Here is a 19794-nt window from a genome sequence, read left to right as displayed (position 1 = left end):
GCCGTACCGGCGAGCACTGCTGCCGCCGGTACGGCCCCGGGGCCGTTCGGATGGTGCGGGGTGGGTCAGGCGGTGACGTCACGACGACGGCGCGCCGCGATCACGACGCCCGCGCCGGCCACGACGACGACGCCGGAGGCGGCGATCAGGGCGCCGGCCGGGACGTCGGAGCCGGTGGCGGCCAGGGCGCCGGAGCCGCCGACCGTGCCACCCGTGGAGCCGCCGACCGTGCCGCCGCCGGTCGTGGAACCGCCGGTCGTGGAGCCGCCGGTGGAGCCCGAACCGCCGGTGGAGCCGCCGGTGGAGCCGCCCGGAAGCTGGGCGTCCTTGTCGAGGGAGACCGCGACGTTCAGGGCGTCGAGCTGCTCGCCCTTGTCGTAGAAGCCGCCGAACGCCTTGGCGCCGCCCTCGGTGAGGGTCGCCGGGATGTTCTTGAGGTTCACGATGCCGTTCTTGGCGGCGAGCGCGCCCGCGGGCACCTTCAGGTCGGCGAAGTCCACTCCGGTCAACTCGTTGACCTTGGGATCCGGGTTCGCTTCGGTCGGGAGCGCCTTGGTGGAGACGTCGGCGACGAGCTTGCCGGAGGTGCCCTCGATGTCGACCTTCAGGTTGCTGAGGGAGAGGTCGAGCTCGTACGCGCCGCTCTTCTCGTGGCCGAGGAAGCGCACCTTGCCCTGGAACGCGGCGTCGAGTGTGTTCTTGTCGGCGTCGAGGTGACCGGTGGCCTTACTGAAGCGGTACCCGTCGGTGACGGTGGTCGCGCCGCCGCTCGTCTCGACCTTGCCGTGCGCGATCGGGCCGACGACGTAGGAGCGGAACTTCTCCTTCACGCCCCAGTTCAGGGTGCCGTCGACGACCGGGCCGCTGACGGGCGCGGCGGGCTCGGAGGCGGTCGGCGTCGGGTCGGTCGTCGGTTCCTCGGAGGGCTCCTTGGACGGGTCCTTGCTCGGGTCCTCGGAGGGCTCCTTGGACGGGTCCTTGGTCGGGTCCTCGGAGGGCTCCTTGCTCGGATCCTTCGACGGATCGGGGCTGGGTGCGACGGACTTGACCGACAGGGTCGCCGCGTCGAGCGCGGAGCCTTCCTTGTAGAAGCCTCCGAAAGCGTCCACGCCGTCGGCGGTCAGCTTGGCGGGGATGCCGGAGAAGACCATCGCACCGCCCGCGCCGCCGCCCCGCTCGGCGGCCGTCATGTCGAGCGTGGCGATGGGGGCGTCGTCCTTGGAGACGACGGTGCCGTCCATCTTCTTGCTGCTGAAGTCAGCGGTGATGGTGCCGGTCTCGCGACCCGTGCCGACCTTGACGTCGCTCAGCTTGACGTCGAGGACGCCCCCGTGGCCCTCGAACCGGACGGCGCCCTTGAACGCGGTCTCGGATGCGTGCGTCCCGGTGTCGTACGTGCCCGTGCCGTCGGTGAAGGTGAACACACCGTTGTCGGCGGCCTGCTGGGCGCCGTCCGTGACAGTGATCTTGCCCTGGGCGATGGGACCGGCCACGTACTTGCGGAAGTCCGCGTGAATGCCCCATGCCAACGTGCCGTCCACCAGTTCCAGCTTCGGGGCGGCGGCGGGCGCGGCCTCGGAGGAGCCGTCGGCGGCGAGGGCGGGAAGGGCGAAGGTCGCGCCCAGGACGGCGGCCGTGGCGACGGCCGCGGCGAGCGTTATGGGGCGGCGGGTTGCTGCCATGTCGGTGGGTCTCCTAGCGGAACAGAGGGAGGGGGAAGAGAGGCGTGGGGGGGAGGGGGTGACGGCCCATAAGGCGCTCATGGGTGCCGGGTCAGGAGGTCTTGGGGGCGTCGGAGCCCGTGGTGGCGTCGGCGTCGGGACCCTGCGCGGACCCGCGGCGGCGCAGGGCGAAGAACGCCCCGGCCGCGACGAGCAGCAGCACACCGCCGCCGACGGCCGCCCAGGTGCCGGCGCCAGGGCCGGAGTCGGAGGAGGCGGCCGCCGGTGCGGCGGAGGGCTCCTCGACGGCCTTCTTCGTGGGCTCGGCGGCCGCTGTCGGCTCACTGCCGAGGTCCGGCAGCGCGGGCAGTCGGGCCTTCTCGTCGACGGCCACGGCGAGCGAGACCGGGTCCATCGCGGTGCCCGCCCTGTACATGGAGCCGAACGCCTTGGCGCCGTCGGCGGTGAGGGTGGCGGGAGCCTCGGTGAGGGCGGCGAGGCCGTCCTTCGGCGCGAAGTCCTCGGCGGCGAAGGTGACGAGCGGGACGTCCTCGGTGGTCGTGCCCGCGCTGGTGACGTCGGCCGACAGGGTGCCCTCGCCCTTGGCGACGGCGACGGTGACGCCGGCGAACTTCAGGTCGAGGTCGTGGGCGCCGGTGAAGCGGATGCTGCCGCCGAAGTCCGCGTCCAGCGTCTGCTTCTTCGCGTCGTACGTCCCCTTGCCCTGCGGGAAGCGGAACAGGGCCCCGCCGTCCTGGGCGCCGTCGGCGAGCGTCCACTTGCCCTGGCCGATGGAGCCGGTGACGTACTCGCGGAAGGTCCGGCGTACGCCCCAGTCGACGGCGGCTTCCTCGAAGCGGCCCGCCTTCTCCTTGTCCTTCTTCTCCGCCTTCTCCTGCTCCTTCTCGTCCTCGTCCTTCTTCTTCTCCGGGGCGGACGGCTTCGGCTGGGCGGCCGCGCCCCGGGTGTCGACGGAGAGGCTGATCGGGTCGAGCGGGGTGCCCGCGGTGTAGTAACCGGCGAAGGCGGAGGCGCCCTCGGCGGTCAGCGTGGTGGGGACGTCGGTGAGGGCGATGGGGGTGGAACCGCCCTTCATGTCGATCCCGCCGAGGCCGAGCTCGGCCAGCGGCACCTGGGAGCGGTTGGAGACCTTGCCGGTCCCCCGCTCCTTGCTGACCATGTCCGCGTGGAGCATGCCGCTGCCGCCGCTGATCCGGATGGTGGGGCGGCTGATCGTGAGGTCCAGCTCGTTGCCGCCGTCGGGCTTCTTGTGGCCGGTGAAGTGCACACCGCCGGAGAAGCCGGAGTTGAGCGCTCCGGTGTCCGGGTCGTAGGAGCCGGTCGCCGAGTGGAAGCGGAACTGGCTGCCGCCGACCGTGGCCGCGCCGCCGGTCAGGCTCCAACTGCCGCTCGCGATGGGGCCGGTGACATAGCTCTGGAAGGAGGACTTGATGCCCCAGTCCAGTCGGCCGCCCTGCACCGTACGGCCGGCCGCTTGCGCGGTGGCGGCGGGGAGCAGGGCCCCCAGCAGTACCGCGAGAAGCGCGACGGCGAGCGCGCGGGTGGATCTGGACGACGGCATGGAGGCCCCTCCGAGGACTGGATACTCAGGTAAGGCTAACCTAAGGTATTCCCAGCCTGGGCCGGAACCCCTCCGGTCACGCCGTTACCGGCGAACGGCCGACCGCACGCCGCAGAACGACAGGACGGTGCCCCGTGCACATCTCGCAGGCCTTCGCCACGAGGAGCTCCCAGGGCCCCGAGGGCCCGGACGCCGGACGGACGTTTCGCCGTCGCCCGGCCCGGGGCAGGGCGGCCGCCGCCCTCACCGCCGCTGTCACCCTCGCCCTGGTCCTGACCGGCTGCGGCGGAAGCGGAGGCGGAGGCGGCGACTCCGCGCCGAAGTCCGCCGGGAGCGCCGCCGCCGCCGACCGGGTCGAGCCGCTGGCCGCCCCGCCCGCGCCGAAGCTGCCGGTGACGGTCGACTCGGCGGACGGCACGAAGGTCACGATCGGTTCCACCGACCGGATCGTTCCGCTGACCGGGTCGCTGAGCGAGATCGTCTTCACCCTCGGTTTCGGGAAGCAGGTGGTCGCCCGGGACATCACCGCCACCTTCGAACAGGCCGAGAAGCTCCCGGTGGTGACCCGCGCCCACGACGTGTCGGCGGAGAGCGTGCTCTCGCTGAAGCCGACGATCGTCCTGGCCGACACCACCACCGGACCGGCCGAGGCGATCGACCAGATCCGCGACGCCGGCATCCCGCTGCTCGTCATCGAGCCCGCCAAGGAGCTCGCCGACGTCGGCCGCCGCATCGACACCGTCGCCGAGGCCCTCGGCGTACCGTCCGCCGGCACGGAGCTCAAGGAGCGGACCGAGGCCCGGATCGCCGCCGTCCAGAAGTCCATCCCGGACCACGGGGGCGGCGAGAAGCCCCGGGTCGCCTTCCTCTACCTGCGCGGCTCGGCCTCCGTCTATCTGCTGGGCGGCGCGGAGTCCGGGGCCGGTTCGCTGCTGGAGGCGGCGGGCGCGGTCGACGCCGGCAAGGAGTCGGGCCTGGACAAGGACTTCACCGCCATCACCAGCGAGGCGCTCGCCAAGGCCGCGCCGGACGCGATCCTCCTGATGACCAAGGGGTTCGAGTCGGTCGGCGGCATGGACGGTCTGGTGAAGATCCCCGGTATCGCGGAGACCCCGGCCGGGATGGACCGCCGGATCGTCACCGTCGACGACGGGGTGCTGCTCAACTACGGGCCGCGCACCGACCGGGTGCTCGCCGAGATCGTCGAGCAGCTGTACGCGAAGGGCGGCACGGGCCAGTGACCACCTCGTACGAGGAACGCACCGGGACCGTCGTGAAGGCCCCGGGCGAAGGAGCGGACGGCGTCGCTCCCAAGTCGCCGCGGAGCAAGGCCTTCGTGCTCACCGCTGTGCTCTCCCTCGCCCTGCTCGTCGGCTGTCTGCTGTCCGCGGCGATCGGTGCGTACTCCATCCCGCTCGGCGACGTCCTGTCCTCCGTGCAGCACCGGATCGGGCTCGGCGGCCAGGAGTTGGACCGGGTCGGCGAGAGCGTCCTGTGGAACGTACGGCTCCCCCGGGTCGTCCTCGCCCTGCTCGTCGGCGCGTCCCTCGGCTGTGCGGGCGCGCTGATGCAGGGCGTGTTCGGCAACCCGCTCGCCGAGCCCGGTGTGATCGGCATCTCGGCGGGCGCCGCCGTGGGCGCGGTCGCCTCGATCGCGCTCGGCCTGAGCTTCTTCGGCAACTGGACCATCACCGTCTGCGCGTTCATCGCCGGCCTGGTCACGGTGCTGCTCGTCTACACGCTCTCGCGGTCCGGCGGCCGGACCGAAGTGGTGACGCTGATCCTCACCGGCATCGCCGTCAACGCGTTCGCGGGCGCGCTGATCGGCCTGTTCATCTTCTTCGCGGACAACGCGCAGATCACCCAGATCACCTTCTGGCAGCTCGGTTCGCTCTCCCAGGCCACCTGGCCCAAGGTGCTCGCCGTGCTGCCGTGCGCGCTGGCCGGGCTTCTCATCGCCCCCTTCTACGCCCGCAAGTTGGACCTGCTGGCGCTCGGGGAGCGGCCGGCCCGGCACCTGGGCGTGGACGTGGAGCGGCTGCGGATCGTGCTGGTGCTGGTGGTGGCGCTGCTGACGGCCGCCGCGGTCGCCGTCGCCGGGATCATCTCCTTCGTCGGGCTGCTCGTGCCGCATCTGCTGCGGATGGCCAACGGCCCCGGCCACCGTTTCCTCGTCCCGGGCAGCGCGCTCGGCGGTGCCCTGGTCCTGATGGCGGGCGACCTCGCGGCCCGTACGGTGGCGGCCCCCGCCGAGCTGCCGCTCGGGGTGCTGACCGCGCTCTTCGGCAGCCCGTTCTTCTTCTGGCTGCTGCGCAGGACCCGTCGTAAGCAAGGTGGTTGGGCATGAGGACGCTGAGAGACCTGTTCGCGGTACGCCCCCGGGAGCTGCCCTCGCCCGTGGCCCCCGGCTCCCCCGCCGTCGAGGCCCTCGGGCTTTCGGTCCGGCTCGGGCAGCGGCAGGTGCTGGACTCCGTCGGTCTGACCGCGCACGCGGGCGAGGTGGTCGCCCTGGTCGGGCCGAACGGCGCGGGCAAGTCGACGCTGCTGGCGGCGCTGGCCGCGGATCTGCCCGCCGCGAGCGGCGAGGTACGGATCGACGGGCGTCCGGCCACCGCGTGGTCCGCGCCCGAACTGGCGCTGCGCCGCTCGGTGCTGCCGCAGTCCGCCGCGCTGTCCTTCCCGTTCCCGGTGGAGGACGTCGTACGGATGGGGCGGGCGCCCTGGGCCGGTACGGAACGGGAGGACGAGGACGACGCGGCGGTGGCCGCGGCGATGGCGGCCACCGAGGTGGCCCGGTTCGCGGGCCGCCCGTTCTCGGCGCTGTCGGGCGGCGAGAAGGCCCGGGTGGCGCTGGCCCGGGTGCTGGCGCAGCGGGCCCCGCTGATGCTGCTCGACGAGCCGACCGCCGCCCTGGACCTGCGCCACCAGGAGTTGGTGCTGCGGATCTGCCGGGACCGGGCCGCCGCCGGGGACGCGGTGGTGGTCGTGCTGCACGACCTCGGCCTCGCCGCGGCGTACGCGGACCGGGCCGCCGTCCTGCACGAGGGCCGGATCGCGGAACTGGGCCCGCCGGACGAGGTGTTCAGCGGTGAGCTGCTCGGGGAGGTCTACCGGCAGCCGGTGGAGGTCTTCCCCCACCCCCGTACGGGCAGGCCGCTGATCGTGCCGGTGCGCGGGATCTGACGCGGCCCGTGACGCCAGGGCCTGGGTCACGGTGTGGACGCTGTATCCGGTCCCCGGCCGCACGCCGTCCGCCGCCCCGGTAGGGTTTCGACGGTCAGTGCGGGCGACGGATCAGAAGGCGCGGAAGCAGCGGATGACGAGACACCCTGGGCTGGGCCGGCTGACGGCGGGGCTCGCGACGGCGACGGTGCTGTGCGTGACGGCGAGCGGCTGTGTGACGGTGCACGGGGAGCTGGAAGTGCTGCCGGGGGCGAAGAAGCCGGAGGCCGCACAGGCGCTCAAGGACTTCACCGACGCCTACAACGCGGCGGACAAGGCGTTCGATCCGGCGCTGGACGCGGACCGGGTGACGGGTTCGCTCGGCGCGATCAACCAGGCCGGGCTGAAGGCGCGGCAGACGTACAACCCCGAGGGCAACAAGGCGCACAAGCCGCTGGTGCTGGACGACGCGACGTACGTCGTCCCCAAGAAGGCGGGCTGGCCGCGCTGGTTCCTCGCGGACACCGACTCCAACCGGGACCAGGACGGCGGGAAGCTGGACACCCGCTGGCTGGTGGTGTTCGTACGGTCGGGGCCCGACGCGCTGTGGAAGGCGGCCTATCTCGCGGTCGTCCCGTCGTCCCAGGTACCGGAGTTCACCCTGGACGAGGACGGGTTCGCCACCCCGGTGAAGCCCGAGGACGACGGCCTGGCCGTGGCGCCCGCGGAGCTGAGCGCCTCGTACACCGGCTATCTGCAGAGTGGCACCCCGGATGTGTTCACGCCCTCCACGGCGACCTCGGGCTGGCGCGAGACGCGCCGGACCACGCGGCGGGCGGGGTTCTCGTACCAGTACATCGACCAGCCGCTGACGCGTGCGGCGTTCGCGCCGCTCGGGCTGCGCACCGAGGACGGCGGGGCGCTGGTCTTCTTCAGCAGCAAGCACTTCGAGCGGCAGACCGCGGCGAAGGGGCTGCGGCCCGAGGTCAACGCGGATGTGAAGGCGCTGCTCACCGGCGAGGTGAACAGCAGTCTCACGAAGGAGCGGGTCTCCAGCCAGCTGGTGCACGTCCCGCCGCGCGAGGGGGCGGCCGGCTCCGAGTCCGGCTCCGGATCCGGCGGCAAGGTGCGGATGCTGAGCCGGCTGCCGGGTCTGGTCGCGGCGAAGGGCGAGTAGGCAGGCAGCGGCTCGGGCCGCCGCCTCGCCGGGCGGCCCGACGACATCCGACGGCGCCCGGCCCTGCGGCCGGGCGGTCGCACACCGGACCGGTGGACCAGCGGCTCAGCGGCTCAAGGGCCAGGCGATCGAGTCGTGGTCCAGCTCGCTCTGCTCGGCACTGCCCGCGTACCGCGCGCAGGCGTCGGTGAGCGTCTCCAGCAGGGTCAGCGGGTCGGGCAGCTCGTGCTCGGGGCCCCGCACCCAGTGGACGTCGAGCTCACCGGGGAGCCGGGCGGGCGGCAGCAGGACGTAGCTGCCCCGGCAGTGCCAGCGCAGGCCCGGGTGGGCGTCCATGGTCTCGGGGTGGCAGTCCAGCTCGCAGGGCCACCACTCGTCCTCGTCCTCGGGGGTGCCGCGGGTGGCGGTGAAGAAGAGCATCCGGTCCTCGCCGGACTGGGCGACCGGGCCGACGTCGATACCGGCGTCGAGAAGGCGCTCCAGGGCGCTGCGGCCCGCGGTGAGCGGCACGTCCAGCACGTCGTGGATCATGCCGGTCGCGGTGATGAAGTTGGCCAGCGGCTGACTGTCGGCCCAGCGCTCGATCTGGGCGCGGTCGGTGGTCGACTGCGTCTGCCAGGCGAAGGAGATGGGATGCCGGGCGGGGGTGGGACAGCCGATGCGTTCGCACGAACATCGGTATCCGAGGGGGTGGGCGGCGGGGGCGATGGGCATGCCCGCGTCGGCGACCGCCAGGAGCAGCGCGACCCTGGCCGACTCGTCGGCCTCGGCCCCGGGTGATTTGGGACGTCGCCGCAGCCACTGGGAGATCCTGCTCTCTGTGCCGCGGAAACGGCCGGAATCGGCGCCCATCTATCCCCTCACCTCAGCAGTTCACCTCAGCGTTGCCTGTCCATCGTCGCACCATCCTGCGGTTCGGGTGGCCAGAGTTCACCAGCGGGGCCGTGTACCACCGCACCGAGTGAGCACCATCACGCCCGATGTCATCCCATACCGGACGTCTCCCACCATTGCCGGTGGGTCCTGGGGGTTGCCGCCGGGCCCTCGGGTCAAGGTCGCGGGGTGAGCCCGCCGAGGGCGTAGTCGACGATCGCGTCGGCGTACGCGTGGGTGAGCGGCAGGGTCCGCAGCAGCCAGCGGTGCATCAGCGGGCCGATGAGCAGTTCCAGGGCGATCCGGGGGTCGGCGTCGGCGCGCAGGTCCCCGGCCTCCTGGGCGGCCCGCAGGCGTGTGACGTACAGCGCGAGCTGCGGTTCGAGCAGCTTCGTGACGAATTCGGCGCCCAGCTGGGCATCGACGATGCCCTCGGCGGTCAGCGCGCGGGTGGGGATCTCCAGCGCCGGGTCGTTCAGCTCGTCGACGGTGGCCCGCAGGACGAGCTTGAGGTCGGCGGTCAGATCGCCGGTGTCGGGGATGCCCTGCGCGGCGTCGCCGGACTGCGGCCCGGCCTCCTGGGCGGCCCGGCCCGCCAGGTCGAGGAAGGCTTCCATCAGCACGGCGGCCTTGGAGGGCCACCAGCGGTAGATGGTCTGCTTGCCGACCCCGGCGCGGGCGGCGATACCCTCGATCGTCGTGCGCTGGTACCCCACCTCCCCGACGAGGGCGAGGGCGGCGTCGTGGATCGCGCGGCGGGAGCGGTCGCTGCGGCGGCTGGAGTCGGGTGCCTTGGTAGGTGCCATACGCCCAATCTAGCGTCGAACGAGCCGATACGTATCGTCTTGTAGTGGCTACGGGTCGCGTGACGGGCGGCGGGACACCCGGCCGCCGCGAGGGACGGCCGGCGCGGGGCATCCGGGCGGTGGCCGCGACCGGGCGGTTTGGTGAACCACTCGATCGATCGACTGCGGATCCGTCGCGCACGGAGCACCATGGGCTCACGCACAGACCGTGCGCATCCCACCGTTCCGCGGCCCCGGCCGCCGTTCGCGAGGAGCCAGAGTTGAACCGTGACGCCACCCCTCGTCGCTACCTGATGTGCGCCCCGGCGCACTTCCGGGTCACCTACTCCATCAACCCATGGATGGACCCGTCCAAACCCGTCGACCTGCCACTGGCCCGGACCCAGTGGGAGGATCTGCGCGACCGCTACCGCGCCCTCGGCCACACCGTCGAGCTGATCGCCCCCCGTCCCGACCTGCCCGACATGGTCTTCGCCGCCAACGGCGCCACGGTGATCGGCGGCCGGGTGCTCGGCGCGCTGTTCGCGTACCGGGAGCGGTACGAGGAGGCCGGAGCACACCGGGACTGGTTCCGGGAGCACGGCTTCACCGAGGTCCATGAGCCGGAGCACGTCAACGAGGGCGAGGGGGACTTCGCCGTCACCGCCTCGTACCTGCTGGCCGGGCGCGGCTTCCGGTCCAGTCCGCTCTCGCACATGGAGGCCCAGGAGTTCTTCGGGCTGCCGGTCATCGGGCTCGATCTGGTGGATCCGCGCTACTACCACCTGGACACCGCGCTGTGCGTGCTGGACGCGGCGGCCGACGAGATCATGTACTACCCGGACGCCTTCTCCGCCGGCAGCCGGGCGGTGCTGCGCCGGCTGTTCCCGGACGCGCTGCTCGCCCGGGAGGCGGACGCGGCGGCGTTCGGCCTCAACTCGGTCAGCGACGGGCGTCACGTCCTGCTGCCGCAGGGGGCGACAGGGCTCCTGGCCCCGCTGCGGGACCGGGGCTTCGAGCCGGTCCCGATGGACCTGGGCGAGCTGCTCAAGGGCGGCGGCAGCGTGAAGTGCTGCACCCAGGAGCTGCGCGGCTAGCCGTTGGGATCGGCGGGCGGCCAGGGATCGCCCCAGGCGACGTCCCTGGCCGCCCGGTACAGCTCGCCGTGGCGCTTGGTGACCGTCAAGCGGGCCAGGCCGTCATCGCGGGTGCACAGCTCCAGCAGCACCTGGCCCTTGCGGATCTGCGGCCTGCGGGTGACCCGGGCGGGCGCCGGGGCGGTGGGAAAGCGAGTGGCGACCACGTAACTGAACTTCTCGTCCTCGTGGCTCAGCGAGCCGCCCTTGACCTGCCGGTGCAGCGAGGAGCGGCTGACCCGGGCCGAGAAGTGGCACCAGTCGGCCCCGGGGGTGATCGGGCAGGCGTCGCTGTGCGGGCAGGGGGCCGCGACGCTCAGCCCGGCGGCGATCAGCCGGTCGCGGGCCTCGATGATCCGGGCGTAGCCGTCGGGGGTGCCGGGCTCCACGATCACCACCGCCTGTCCGGCCGCCGCCACCGCGTCGACCAGTTCGGTCCTGGCCCCGGCGGTCAGCTCCTTGAGCACATAGCTGACGGTGACCAGGTCCACCGGGGCCAGCTCCAGCGCCGCTCCGATCCGCGCCTTCTCCCAGCGCGCGTCGCGGAGCCCCGGGACCCCGGACGCCTCGGCGAGTTCACGGCCGAGCGCCAGGGCCGGTTCGGCCCAGTCCAGGACGGTGGTGGCCGGGCCCGCCCAGACCCCGGCCACCGCCCAGGTCGCCGCGCCCGTGCCGCCCCCGAGGTCGGTGTGGGTGGCGGGCGTCCAGTCGGGGGCGGCCCCGGCCAGGGCGTCGAGGGCGGACCGTACGGCTTCGTAGGTGGCGGGCATCCGGTACGCGGCGTACGCGGCGACGTCGGAGCGGTCCCGCAGGATCGGGGCGTCCGTCGGGGTCTCCCCCCGGTAGCTGGCGATCAGCCGGTCGACGGCCTGCGCGGCCTGCTTGGGCGGCAGTCCGTCGAGCAGTCCGGCCAGCGCCGCGCGCAGGGACTGTGCGGTGGGGAGGGTGACGTTCACCGCCGAATTGTAGGGCGGAGGCGACCCGGCGGACGCATTCCGCTTCGCCGGGGCGCAGGGGGGTACGGAGAGACGTGCGCGGGCGGCACGGGTCCGCGATGGGACCGCGATGGGGCCGCACCAAGCCTTCACCTAACCGGTACGGAACGGGAATCCGGCGAACTCCACACCGTCGTGGGCCTGTTGCTACGCTGGCCCGCGCGGACGGCACCAGATCAAGATGGTCCAGCAGGGGAGCCATGAGGCAGAAGATCGTGCGGCTGACGCTCGTCGGCGGGGTGGTCTTTCTCGCCCTGCTCCTGCTGCTGGCCACCTGTGGCGGCAGCCCCGACGAGGACGACCGGAAGAACGGCGCTGCCACCGGGACGGCGAAACCGGTGCTGCCGAGCGCCGGGCCGGTGACCCGGCTGACCGTTCCGCCGCAGTACACGACGGACCGGGGCTGGGAGATCATCGGCTCCTCCCCCGACGTGGCCGTCTCCCACACGACGGGCCTGCTGGCCTATCTGGAGCGGTCGAAGGACAACCGCTACCGGCTGCGCACCGTCGACACGGCCACCGGCGAGCTGGGCTGGCGCGGCAAGGCCTGGCGGCAGCCGGACCCGCTGCACTATCCGAGGCTCGCCACGGTCGCCAAGGGCGACCGGCAGTTCTTCGTGACCTGGTCCTACGGGAAGGTCGGCGACGGGCTGTCGCCGTCGAGCACCTTCCTCGCGCTCGATCTGTACGACGTGACGAACGGGAACCGGCAGCGCGTCGAGGTGCCGTGGACCGGCGCCCCGGATGTCAACACGACCGGGCCGGCCATCGTGATCAGCGACGCGAAGGCGAACAGCACCCTGGTGGACCCGGTCACGGGTGAGGTGTCCGAACTGGGCGCGGACAAGTTGAAGTACCCCAAGGGCTGCCCGGCCTGCAAGCAGCTCACCGAGGTGCACGGGCAGACCGTCGATGGCCTGCTGCTGGGCGGAGCACGGGAGTTCTGGGTGCGCGGCGGCTGGTTCAGCCGGAACGTCGCGCCCAAGGGCGCCGACAAGGGCAGCGGTGTGGTGACGTCGACGACCCCGGACCAGGTGCTGGCAAAGTGGGCGCCCGCGAAGAAGACCAAGCGGGCGGCGACCCACGAGCTGTGGGCGGTGCACGACGCGGCGACCGGTGAGGTCCTCACCTCGGTGGAGTGCCACAAGCCCGCCATAAAGCCGGGGCGTTTCCCGCAGGCGGTCCTCTCCCCCTCGGGCGACTACCTGATCGCCGGGAACCTGGCCTTCGATCTGGAGGCGAAGCAGGGCCGCTGCTTCGAGGACGAGGGCGGCGCCGCCCATCTGACGCTGGCCACGGTGACGGACGACGGCATCGCGTACGGGGCCGAGAACGCGCGCGACGCCTCGGAGGCGCTGTCCGGCGGCGGGCTCCCGGTCGCGATGGACTTCGCCACCTGGAGCACCGAGCGGCTGTCGCGCAACGCGCGGCTGCCGGGGACGGAGACGACGGGGGTCGGGGTGTTCCGCTGGACCGACCGGCAGGACCGTACGCATCTGATCGGCTACCCGCGCACCGGATGAGTCCGCGGCGGGCGCCGGGCCCGCGGGGGGCCGCGGTGGCTCAGAGGCCGCCGGCCTCGCGGCCCGCTCGCTGCCAGGGGCGGCACAGGAGCAGGAAGCAGGCCACCGCCGCCACCGCGCACACCACCTGGACCACGGCCATCGGGACGGCCGTGTCCTCGCCGGCGATGCCGACCAGCGGGGAGGCGACGGCGCCGATGAGGAACGAGGACGTGCCGAGCAGCGCGGAGGCGGAGCCCGCCGCGTGCTTGGTGCGCATCAGGGCCTGGGCGTTGGTGTTCGGCATCGCGAGACCCATCGCCGACATCAGCACGAAGAGCCCGGCAGCGACCGGTACGAGGCCGACCTCTCCGAAGACGCCGGTCGTCATGAGCAGCAGCGCGACGGCGGCGAGCACGATCACCGCGAGGCCGAAGCCGAGCACCTTGTCGAGGCTGATCCGGCCGACGAGCAGTTTGCCGTTGATCTGCCCGACGGTGATCAGGCCGATCGAGTTGAGCCCGAAGAGCAGGCTGAAGGTCTGGGGCGAGGCCCCGTAGATCTCCTGCACGACGAACGGGGAGGCGGCGATGTACGCGAACAGGACGGCGAAGGCGAGCCCGCCCGCGACCATGTAGCCGGTGAAGACCCGGTCGGCGAGCAGCCCGCGCATGGTGCGCAGGGCGTCGGCGACCCCGCCGGTGTGGCGGTCTGCGGGCGGCAGCGTCTCGTGCAGCCATTTCCAGACGACCAGGGTGAGGACGATGCCGACGGCGGTCAGCACGACGAAGATGCCCCGCCAGTCGGTGATCCGCAGGACCTGCCCGCCGATCACCGGGGCGATGACCGGGGCGACGCCGGAGATCAGCATCAGGGTGGAGAAGAACCGGGCCATCTCCACACCGTCGTAGAGGTCGCGCACCACGGCCCGCGCGATGACGATGCCGGCCGCGCCCGCGAGCCCCTGGAGGAGGCGGAAGCCGATGAGGAGTTCGGCGGTGGGGGCCAGGGCGCAGATGGCGGTGGCGAGGACGTAGACGACCATGCCCAGGAGCAGCGGCTTCCGGCGGCCCCAGCGGTCGCTCATGGGGCCGACGACGAGCTGGCCGAGCGCCATTCCGGCCAGGCACGCGGTCAGGGTGAGCTGGACGGTGGCGGCGGGGGCGCTCAGGGAGTCGGTGACGGCGGGGAGCGCGGGGAGGTACATGTCCATGGACAGCGGCGGCAGTGCGGTGAGTCCGCCGAGGACCATGGTGACGAGGAGGCCGGTGCGCCGGGCGGTTTTCGCCGCCGGGCCGGGGAGGCCGGCGGGGGCGGTGACCTGCGGGGCGGCGGGGTCGACGGAGAGGGCGCCCGCGTCCCCGTGCGGGATCGGCCGGTCGTCGGCCCCGGTCCCGGTGGTGGGTATGTGTGCTCGCTGGGCCCGGCTGCCGCCGCTGTCCGGCATTCTCTTCTCCACATCGTTGAATACGCATCTATGCTCTCAGCTCGGCCGGAGTGGTCGATACCTTTTTCGGGCGGGCTGGGGTGGCGGGCATGGGTGGGACGGTGCGTTGGGGTGTTCTGGCGACGGGCGGTATAGCCGCGAGGTTCACGGCGGACGTCCAGGGGCTCCCCGACGCCGAGGTGGTGGCGGTGGCCTCGCGCACGGAGGCCTCGGCGCGGGAGTTCGCCGAGCGGCACGGGATCGGGCGGGCGTACGGCAGCTGGGCGGAGCTGGTCGCCGACGACGAGGTCGACGTGGTGTACGTGGCCACCCCGCACTCGGCGCACCACGCGGCGGCCGGGCTGGCGCTGCGGGCCGGGAAGCATGTGCTGTGCGAGAAGGCGTTCACGCTCAACAGCCGGGAGGCCGAGGAGCTGGTGGCGCTGGCCCGGGACCGCGGCCTCTTCCTGATGGAGGCCATGTGGACCTATCTCAACCCGGTGGTCCGCCGCCTCACCGAGCTGGTCCGCGACGGGGCGATCGGCGAGATCCGTACCGTACAGGCGGATTTCGGCTTCGCGGGCGACTTCGCTCCCGGGCACCGGCTGCGCGATCCGGACCTGGGCGGCGGGGCGCTGCTGGACCTCGGCGTCTACCCGGTCTCCTTCGCCCACCTGCTGCTGGGCGAGCCGGACCGGGTCCAGGCCGACGCGCTGCTGTCGCCGGAGGGCGTCGACCTGAACACGGGGATGCTGCTCGGCTGGGACTCCGGTGCGACCGCGCTGCTGTCCTGCTCGATCGTCGGCCACCATCCGACGGCCGCCACCGTCATCGGCACGGCCGGGCGGATCGACCTCCCGCGCGACTTCTTCCACCCGGACCACTTCGTCCTGCGGCGGGCGGGCGCGGAGCCGGAGACGATCACCTCGGGTCCGGGACCCCAGGGGCTCTCGGGCATGCAGTACGAGGCCGTCGAGGTGGCCCGGGCGGTTCGGGCGGGTGAGGCGGAGTCCCCGCTCGTCCCGCTGGAGGGTTCGCTGGCGGTGATGCGGACGCTCGACGCGGTACGGGACCGTATCGGCGTCCGCTACCCGGCGGACCGCTGAGCCCGGTTGCGCGGGCGTGCGGCTTTACGCGGGGGTGAGCCCCGGGTTCCCGGCCTCGGTGACGAAGGAGGCCGCTGTGGCGAGGGGCGCGCCGGGGGTCGTGACGGCCGCCACCGTACGGAAGTCGGCGCGGGCCTCCTTCGTTCCGAGGGTGACGAGCGCGTAGCCGCGCCGCCCGTTGTAGTGCTTGAGGTGCGGGTTGGCGCTGGTCTGGTTCTCCCAGTTGGCGGGCCGGTCCGCGCCGTTCTTGCCGCTGCTGATGGACGTGGTGACGATCTCCGTGCCGACGGTCCGCGATGCGGGGTCGTCGAAGTCCTTCTTCAGGTCGAAGGCGTAGGAGACGTGGACGTCGCCGGTGAGGACCATGAGGTTGTCCACCCCGGCGGCCTCGGCCCCGGCCAGCACCCGCTGCCGGGAGGCGGGATAGCCGTCCCAGGAGTCCATGGAGAGCTTGAAGGCGTCGGTGGGCACATCGCGCCGCTGCGCGAAGGTGACCTGCTGCGGGACGACGTTCCAGGTGGCGTTCGAGGCCCGCCAGCCGTCGGTCAGCCAGCGTTCCTGGGCGGCCCCGGTCATGGTGCGCGCGGGGTCCTCCGACTCGGGTCCCGGGGTGCGCCAGCCGTCGCCGTACGCCTGGTCGCTGCGGTACTGGCGGGTGTCGAGGATGTCGAACTGGGCGAGCCGCCCGAACTTCAGGCGGCGGTAGAGCCGCATGTCGGGTCCGGTGGGGCGCTGCGGGGTGCGCAGCGGCTGGTTCTCCCAGTACGCGCGGTACGCGGCGGCCCGGCGCAGCAGGAACTCCTCGGGCGGGACGTCGTTCTCGGGGGTGCCGCCCGCGTAGTTGTTCTCGGTCTCGTGGTCGTCCCAGGTGACGACGAAGGGGTGGGCGGCGTGGGCGGCGCGCAGATCCGGATCGGACTTGTAGAGGGCGTAGCGCAGCCGGTAGTCCTCCAGGGTGACCGTCTCGCGGTTGTAGTGCGCGGGGAGTCTGCGGTCGGTGTAGTCGCGGGCTCCGCCGGTGGCGGTGACGGCGTACTCGTAGAGGTAGTCGCCGAGGTGGAAGACGACGTCGACGTCCTCGGCGGCGAGGTGGCGGTAGGCGGTGAAGTAGCCGTCGTGGTACGCCTGGCAGGAGACGGCGGCCAGGGCCAGGGAGCTGTTGCGGGCTCCGGGGGCCGGGGCGGTGCGGGTGCGGCCGACCGGGCTGGTCCAGTTGCCGGTGCGGAAGCGGTAGTAGTAGACCCGGCCGGAGTCGAGGCCCTGGACCTCGGCGCGGACGCTGTGGGCGAACTCGGGGTGGGCGGTGGCCGAGCCGCGCCGCTCGATGCGGCGGAAGCTCTCGTCGCGGGCCACCTCCCAGCGCACCTCGACCCGGCCGCGCGGCAGTCCGCCGCCCGGCTCGTAGGGGCGGGGTGCGAGCCGGGTCCAGATGAGGACGGACGTGGGCTGCGGGTCGCCGGAGGCGACGCCGAGGGTGAACGGGTCCTCGGCGATCCGGCGGGCGTCGAGTTCGGCGGCGCTCGCCGTGCCGGCGGCGGGGAGGTTCACGGCGAAGGCGAGCGCGGCGGCGGCTCCGGTGACGGTCAGGAAACGTCTGCGTCCCACGCCCGGTTCGAGCAGCCGTGCGGCGGCGCGGAGTTCGGTGGCCCGTGTGCTCTGATCGGGCGTCATGATGGTCTGTGCGGCTGTCATATGCCCCTCCTCAGCCCGGATGCTGTCGGGCTTCATGGCAGCCGAGCGCGACGACGCACCGTTGTCGCGTGCACAACATCCGCATGGCGGGTCGATGAGCACCGCGTGCCCCGTGCACCGATCCGTCCCGTACGCTGCCGGGCCATGAACACTGAGCAGACCGGCCGGAAAGTCGCCGTCGTCACGGGTGCGGGATCAGGGATCGGGCGGGCCGTCGCGCTCGCCCTCGCGAGCGCGGGCTGGTCGCTCGCGCTCGCCGGCCGGCGGGCCGAGCCGCTGGCGGAGACGGCGGCCGCCGCCAGGGACACCGAGGCACTGTGCGTCACCACGGACGTGACCGACGCCGACGAGGTCGGCGCACTCTTCACCGCCGTACGGGAGCGGTTCGGCCGGCTGGACCTCCTGTTCAACAACGCGGGCACGTTCGGCCCCGGCGGCGTACCGCTGGAGGACCTGGCCGTCGAGGACTGGCGGGCGGTCGTCGATGTGAACCTGACGGGCGCCTTCCTGTGCGCGCAGGCGACGTACCGGCTGATGAAGGAGCAGGACCCGCAGGGCGGCCGGATCATCAACAACGGCTCGATCTCCGCCCACGCGCCGCGCCCGCACTCGATCGCGTACACCGCGACCAAGCACGCGATGACGGGGCTGACGAAGTCGCTGTCGCTGGACGGCCGGGCCTACCGGATCGCCTGCGGGCAGATCGACATCGGCAACGCGGCGACGGAGATGACCGAGCGGATGTCGACCGGGATCCTCCAGGCCAACGGCGAGTCGGCGGCGGAGCCGGTGATGGCGGCGGCCGACGTGGCGCGGACGGTGGTGCACATGGCGGAGCTGCCGCTGGAGGCGAACGTCCAGTTCGCCACGGTCCTGGCGACGAACATGCCGTACATCGGGCGCGGCTGAACCCGCGGGTGATCAGTTTCGCTCGAACTAGCCATTAAGTGGCCGAATTTGCGGATTTCTCCGCCCCGGACCGAGCAAGCGCGTGCTGTCCGTATGATCGCATCCCGTTACGCCTTCACCAGAACAACACAGAAGGAACACCGCATGCGCATACGTACCGCTGCGCCGATAGCCCTGGCCGCCGCCACCGCACTGGCCGGCTCGCTCCTCGCCACGGCGGCGCCGGCCTCGGCCGCCGCCCACCAGGGCGGGCTGCACTTCGGGACCGTGCAGTACGACGGCCCCGGCAAGGACAACCGGACCACGAAGTCGCTGAACGCCGAGTGGGTGAACATCCACAACAACGGCAAGAAGAAGGTCCAGCTCAAGGGCTTCAAGGTGAAGGACAACACCGGCTACACCTACACCTTCGGCAGCTACACGATCGGTGCGGGCAAGACGGTCAAGCTCCGCACCGGCAAGGGCAAGAACGTCTCGGGCACCGTGCACTGGAACCGGGGCTCGTACGTCTGGAACAACACCGGTGACAAGGCGCGGCTGATCAAGCCGAACGGGAAGCTCCAGGACTCCTGCTCCTGGAAGAAGTCCACCAAGGCGAACAAGGGCGTCAAGAACTGCCACTGACCCGCCCCGGGAGGGCCGGTCGCGGGACGGGGGTCCGCGGCCGCCCCTCCCGCACGCCGTACCGCCGCACCGAACGGGACGGGCCGGGCGAGCTGGAGTTCGCCACGCCCGCGGGTCCGGTGCCGGTTCAGCCGGTGGCCGCCTTGGCCGGGGAGACGTGGGCGTACCAGCGCTCCGTCTCCTCCGGGTCCAGCGCGCGCTCCAGCAGGGCGTCGCCGCGCATGCCGGGGAAGAAGCGGCCCGCGGGCCAGGTCCGCCGGTAGGACGGCTCGTCCAGGACCAGCAGCCGGACGCCGTCGACGACGGGGATGTCGGCGGGGGCGCCCTCGTTCCAGATGAGTTCGCCGTCCGGGGCCACCAGGTCGAAGGAGCCCACGGTGTCGACCTGGCCGGGGGTCTCCCGGCAGACGGCCGCCTCCTGCGACGACGGCGCGTGGCCCTCCACGTGGCCGCCGCCTATGAGCGCGTCGGCGAGCAGGGTGTGCAGCTGGAAGTTGTCCCCGATGCCGGAGAGCCGCAGGAGGTAGCCGGTGCCGCTCGACCGGTGGAGGGCGACGAGCGGTTCGTCGTCCAGCACGAGGAGGGCGTGGGCGAGGGACTTCAACTCCGTGCCGGAGACCCGCTCCACCGCGCCGAGCAGCCGCAGCGCCTCCCCCCGGAAGCCGGCCGCCCGCCGCACACCGGGGTGGTTCAGCATCGCGACGGCGGCCATCTCCCACTGGGGAAGGGTCCACCAGCCGACGGCCGCGTCGGCGCCGGCCCGCTCCACCGGCTCCGGGCCCGGCTCGCCGCCGTCCGGAACGGGGAACGCACCGCCCCCGGTCCCGATCCACGCTTCGCAGAACACCAAAGCCTGCTCCAGCGCCCATCGCAGCCCGGCCAGCACCCCCGGCGCGCAGCGCTCGGCGTCCGCGCCGCGCTCGACACAGGCCCCGACGAGCACGGCGACGACGGCACGGGGGCCGGGCGGCACCTGCTCCAGCACGGCGGCGAGCCGCGGCCCGCCGTCCAGCAGCTCCGGCTCCCTGGCCTGCCCGAAGGTCTCCTGCAACCGGACGAACGCCTTACCGGAGCGTTTGGCGTCCTGGGCGATCACCGCCGCCTCGAAGTCGGCGACGGCTCCCCCGAACCCGGCTTTACCGAATATCATTCCAGCACTTTATC

The 19794-nt window shown here is 72.6% G+C and carries 16 protein-coding genes and 1 pseudogene; 9 read left to right on the top strand and 8 right to left on the bottom strand.

Annotated elements, in window-relative coordinates; all coding sequences use genetic code 11:
* Positions 1–65: 65 nt before the first annotated feature.
* A complete protein-coding gene (locus ACIQRW_RS11585; RefSeq protein WP_403757691.1) occupies positions 66–1682 on the bottom strand; it encodes an HtaA domain-containing protein in 1617 nt (538 codons plus the stop codon).
* A gap of 91 nt (positions 1683–1773) precedes the next feature.
* Positions 1774–3243 carry an HtaA domain-containing protein gene (locus tag ACIQRW_RS11580; protein WP_403757688.1) on the bottom strand — a complete coding sequence of 490 codons (1470 nt, stop codon included), beginning with the start codon at positions 3241–3243 and terminating at the stop codon, positions 1774–1776.
* 134 nt (positions 3244–3377) lie between these two features.
* Here ACIQRW_RS11580 and ACIQRW_RS11575 point away from each other — a divergent pair, with 134 nt between their 5' ends.
* From ACIQRW_RS11575 to ACIQRW_RS11560, 4 genes are all read left to right on the top strand, one after another.
* Positions 3378–4484, top strand: a complete 1107-nt coding sequence (locus ACIQRW_RS11575) for a hemin ABC transporter substrate-binding protein (protein WP_403757685.1) — start codon at positions 3378–3380, stop codon at positions 4482–4484.
* Positions 4481–5590, top strand: a complete 1110-nt coding sequence (locus ACIQRW_RS11570; protein WP_403757682.1) for a FecCD family ABC transporter permease — start codon at positions 4481–4483, stop codon at positions 5588–5590. The genes ACIQRW_RS11575 and ACIQRW_RS11570 overlap by 4 nt, the downstream gene beginning before the upstream one ends.
* A complete protein-coding gene (locus ACIQRW_RS11565; protein ID WP_403757679.1) occupies positions 5587–6426 on the top strand; it encodes a heme ABC transporter ATP-binding protein in 840 nt (279 codons plus the stop codon). Before ACIQRW_RS11570 ends, ACIQRW_RS11565 begins: the two co-directional genes overlap by 4 nt.
* Before the next feature lie 133 nt (positions 6427–6559).
* Positions 6560–7582, top strand: a complete 1023-nt coding sequence (locus ACIQRW_RS11560) for a hypothetical protein (protein ID WP_403757676.1) — start codon at positions 6560–6562, stop codon at positions 7580–7582.
* 105 nt (positions 7583–7687) lie between these two features.
* Here the strand turns inward: ACIQRW_RS11560 and ACIQRW_RS11555 are convergent, their stop codons facing one another.
* Complete coding sequence (locus ACIQRW_RS11555; protein WP_403757673.1) at positions 7688–8434, bottom strand: bifunctional DNA primase/polymerase; 747 nt, start codon at positions 8432–8434, stop codon at positions 7688–7690.
* Between the two features lie 197 nt (positions 8435–8631).
* Positions 8632–9261, bottom strand: a complete 630-nt coding sequence (locus ACIQRW_RS11550; protein WP_403757670.1) for a TetR/AcrR family transcriptional regulator — start codon at positions 9259–9261, stop codon at positions 8632–8634.
* A 239-nt stretch (positions 9262–9500) separates the two neighbouring features.
* Here ACIQRW_RS11550 and ddaH point away from each other — a divergent pair.
* Positions 9501–10337 (top strand): annotated as a pseudogene (ddaH, locus tag ACIQRW_RS11545) (dimethylargininase); the annotation flags it as partial.
* Here the strand turns inward: ddaH and ACIQRW_RS11540 are convergent.
* On the bottom strand, positions 10334–11332 hold the full coding sequence (locus tag ACIQRW_RS11540; protein ID WP_403757667.1) for a small ribosomal subunit Rsm22 family protein: 999 nt from the start codon (positions 11330–11332) through the stop codon (positions 10334–10336). The pseudogene ddaH and the gene ACIQRW_RS11540 overlap by 4 nt on opposite strands.
* Positions 11333–11571: 239 nt before the next feature.
* Here ACIQRW_RS11540 and ACIQRW_RS11535 point away from each other — a divergent pair, with 239 nt between their 5' ends.
* The gene (locus ACIQRW_RS11535) at positions 11572–12894 is read left to right on the top strand and encodes a hypothetical protein (RefSeq protein WP_403757664.1); all 1323 of its coding nucleotides are present in this window, start codon (positions 11572–11574) and stop codon (positions 12892–12894) included.
* Between the two features lie 40 nt (positions 12895–12934).
* Here ACIQRW_RS11535 and ACIQRW_RS11530 read toward each other — a convergent pair whose 3' ends face one another.
* Entirely contained in the window at positions 12935–14320 is a 1386-nt protein-coding gene (locus ACIQRW_RS11530) for a multidrug effflux MFS transporter (protein ID WP_403757661.1), read from the bottom strand.
* 89 nt (positions 14321–14409) lie between these two features.
* Between ACIQRW_RS11530 and ACIQRW_RS11525 the strand changes: the two genes are divergently transcribed.
* Positions 14410–15405 carry a Gfo/Idh/MocA family protein gene (locus ACIQRW_RS11525; RefSeq protein ID WP_403757658.1) on the top strand — a complete coding sequence of 332 codons (996 nt, stop codon included), beginning with the start codon at positions 14410–14412 and terminating at the stop codon, positions 15403–15405.
* A gap of 24 nt (positions 15406–15429) precedes the next feature.
* Here the strand turns inward: ACIQRW_RS11525 and ACIQRW_RS11520 are convergent, their stop codons facing one another.
* Entirely contained in the window at positions 15430–17097 is a 1668-nt protein-coding gene (locus ACIQRW_RS11520) for an alkaline phosphatase D family protein (protein ID WP_403757655.1), read from the bottom strand.
* Positions 17098–17241: 144 nt separating this feature from the next.
* On the opposite strand from ACIQRW_RS11520, the gene ACIQRW_RS11515 reads away from it, so the two are divergent.
* Both ACIQRW_RS11515 and ACIQRW_RS11510 read left to right on the top strand, forming a co-directional pair.
* Positions 17242–18006, top strand: a complete 765-nt coding sequence (locus ACIQRW_RS11515; RefSeq protein ID WP_403757652.1) for an SDR family oxidoreductase — start codon at positions 17242–17244, stop codon at positions 18004–18006.
* A 144-nt stretch (positions 18007–18150) separates the two neighbouring features.
* Positions 18151–18630: a lamin tail domain-containing protein gene (locus ACIQRW_RS11510; protein WP_403757649.1), complete on the top strand. Its 480-nt coding sequence runs from the start codon at positions 18151–18153 to the stop codon at positions 18628–18630.
* A gap of 127 nt (positions 18631–18757) precedes the next feature.
* On the opposite strand, the gene ACIQRW_RS11505 is transcribed toward ACIQRW_RS11510, so the two are convergent.
* Positions 18758–19780, bottom strand: coding sequence for a hypothetical protein (locus ACIQRW_RS11505; RefSeq protein WP_403757646.1), 1023 nt, complete (start codon positions 19778–19780; stop codon positions 18758–18760).
* Between the last annotated feature and the right edge of the window lie 14 nt (positions 19781–19794).

The sequence above is a fragment of the Streptomyces sp. NPDC091287 genome, assembly GCF_044768525.1.
Lineage (GTDB): Bacteria > Actinomycetota > Actinomycetes > Streptomycetales > Streptomycetaceae > Streptomyces.
The sequence above is the reverse complement of the archived record's forward strand: the minus strand, read 5'-3'. Positions and strand labels throughout refer to the sequence as shown.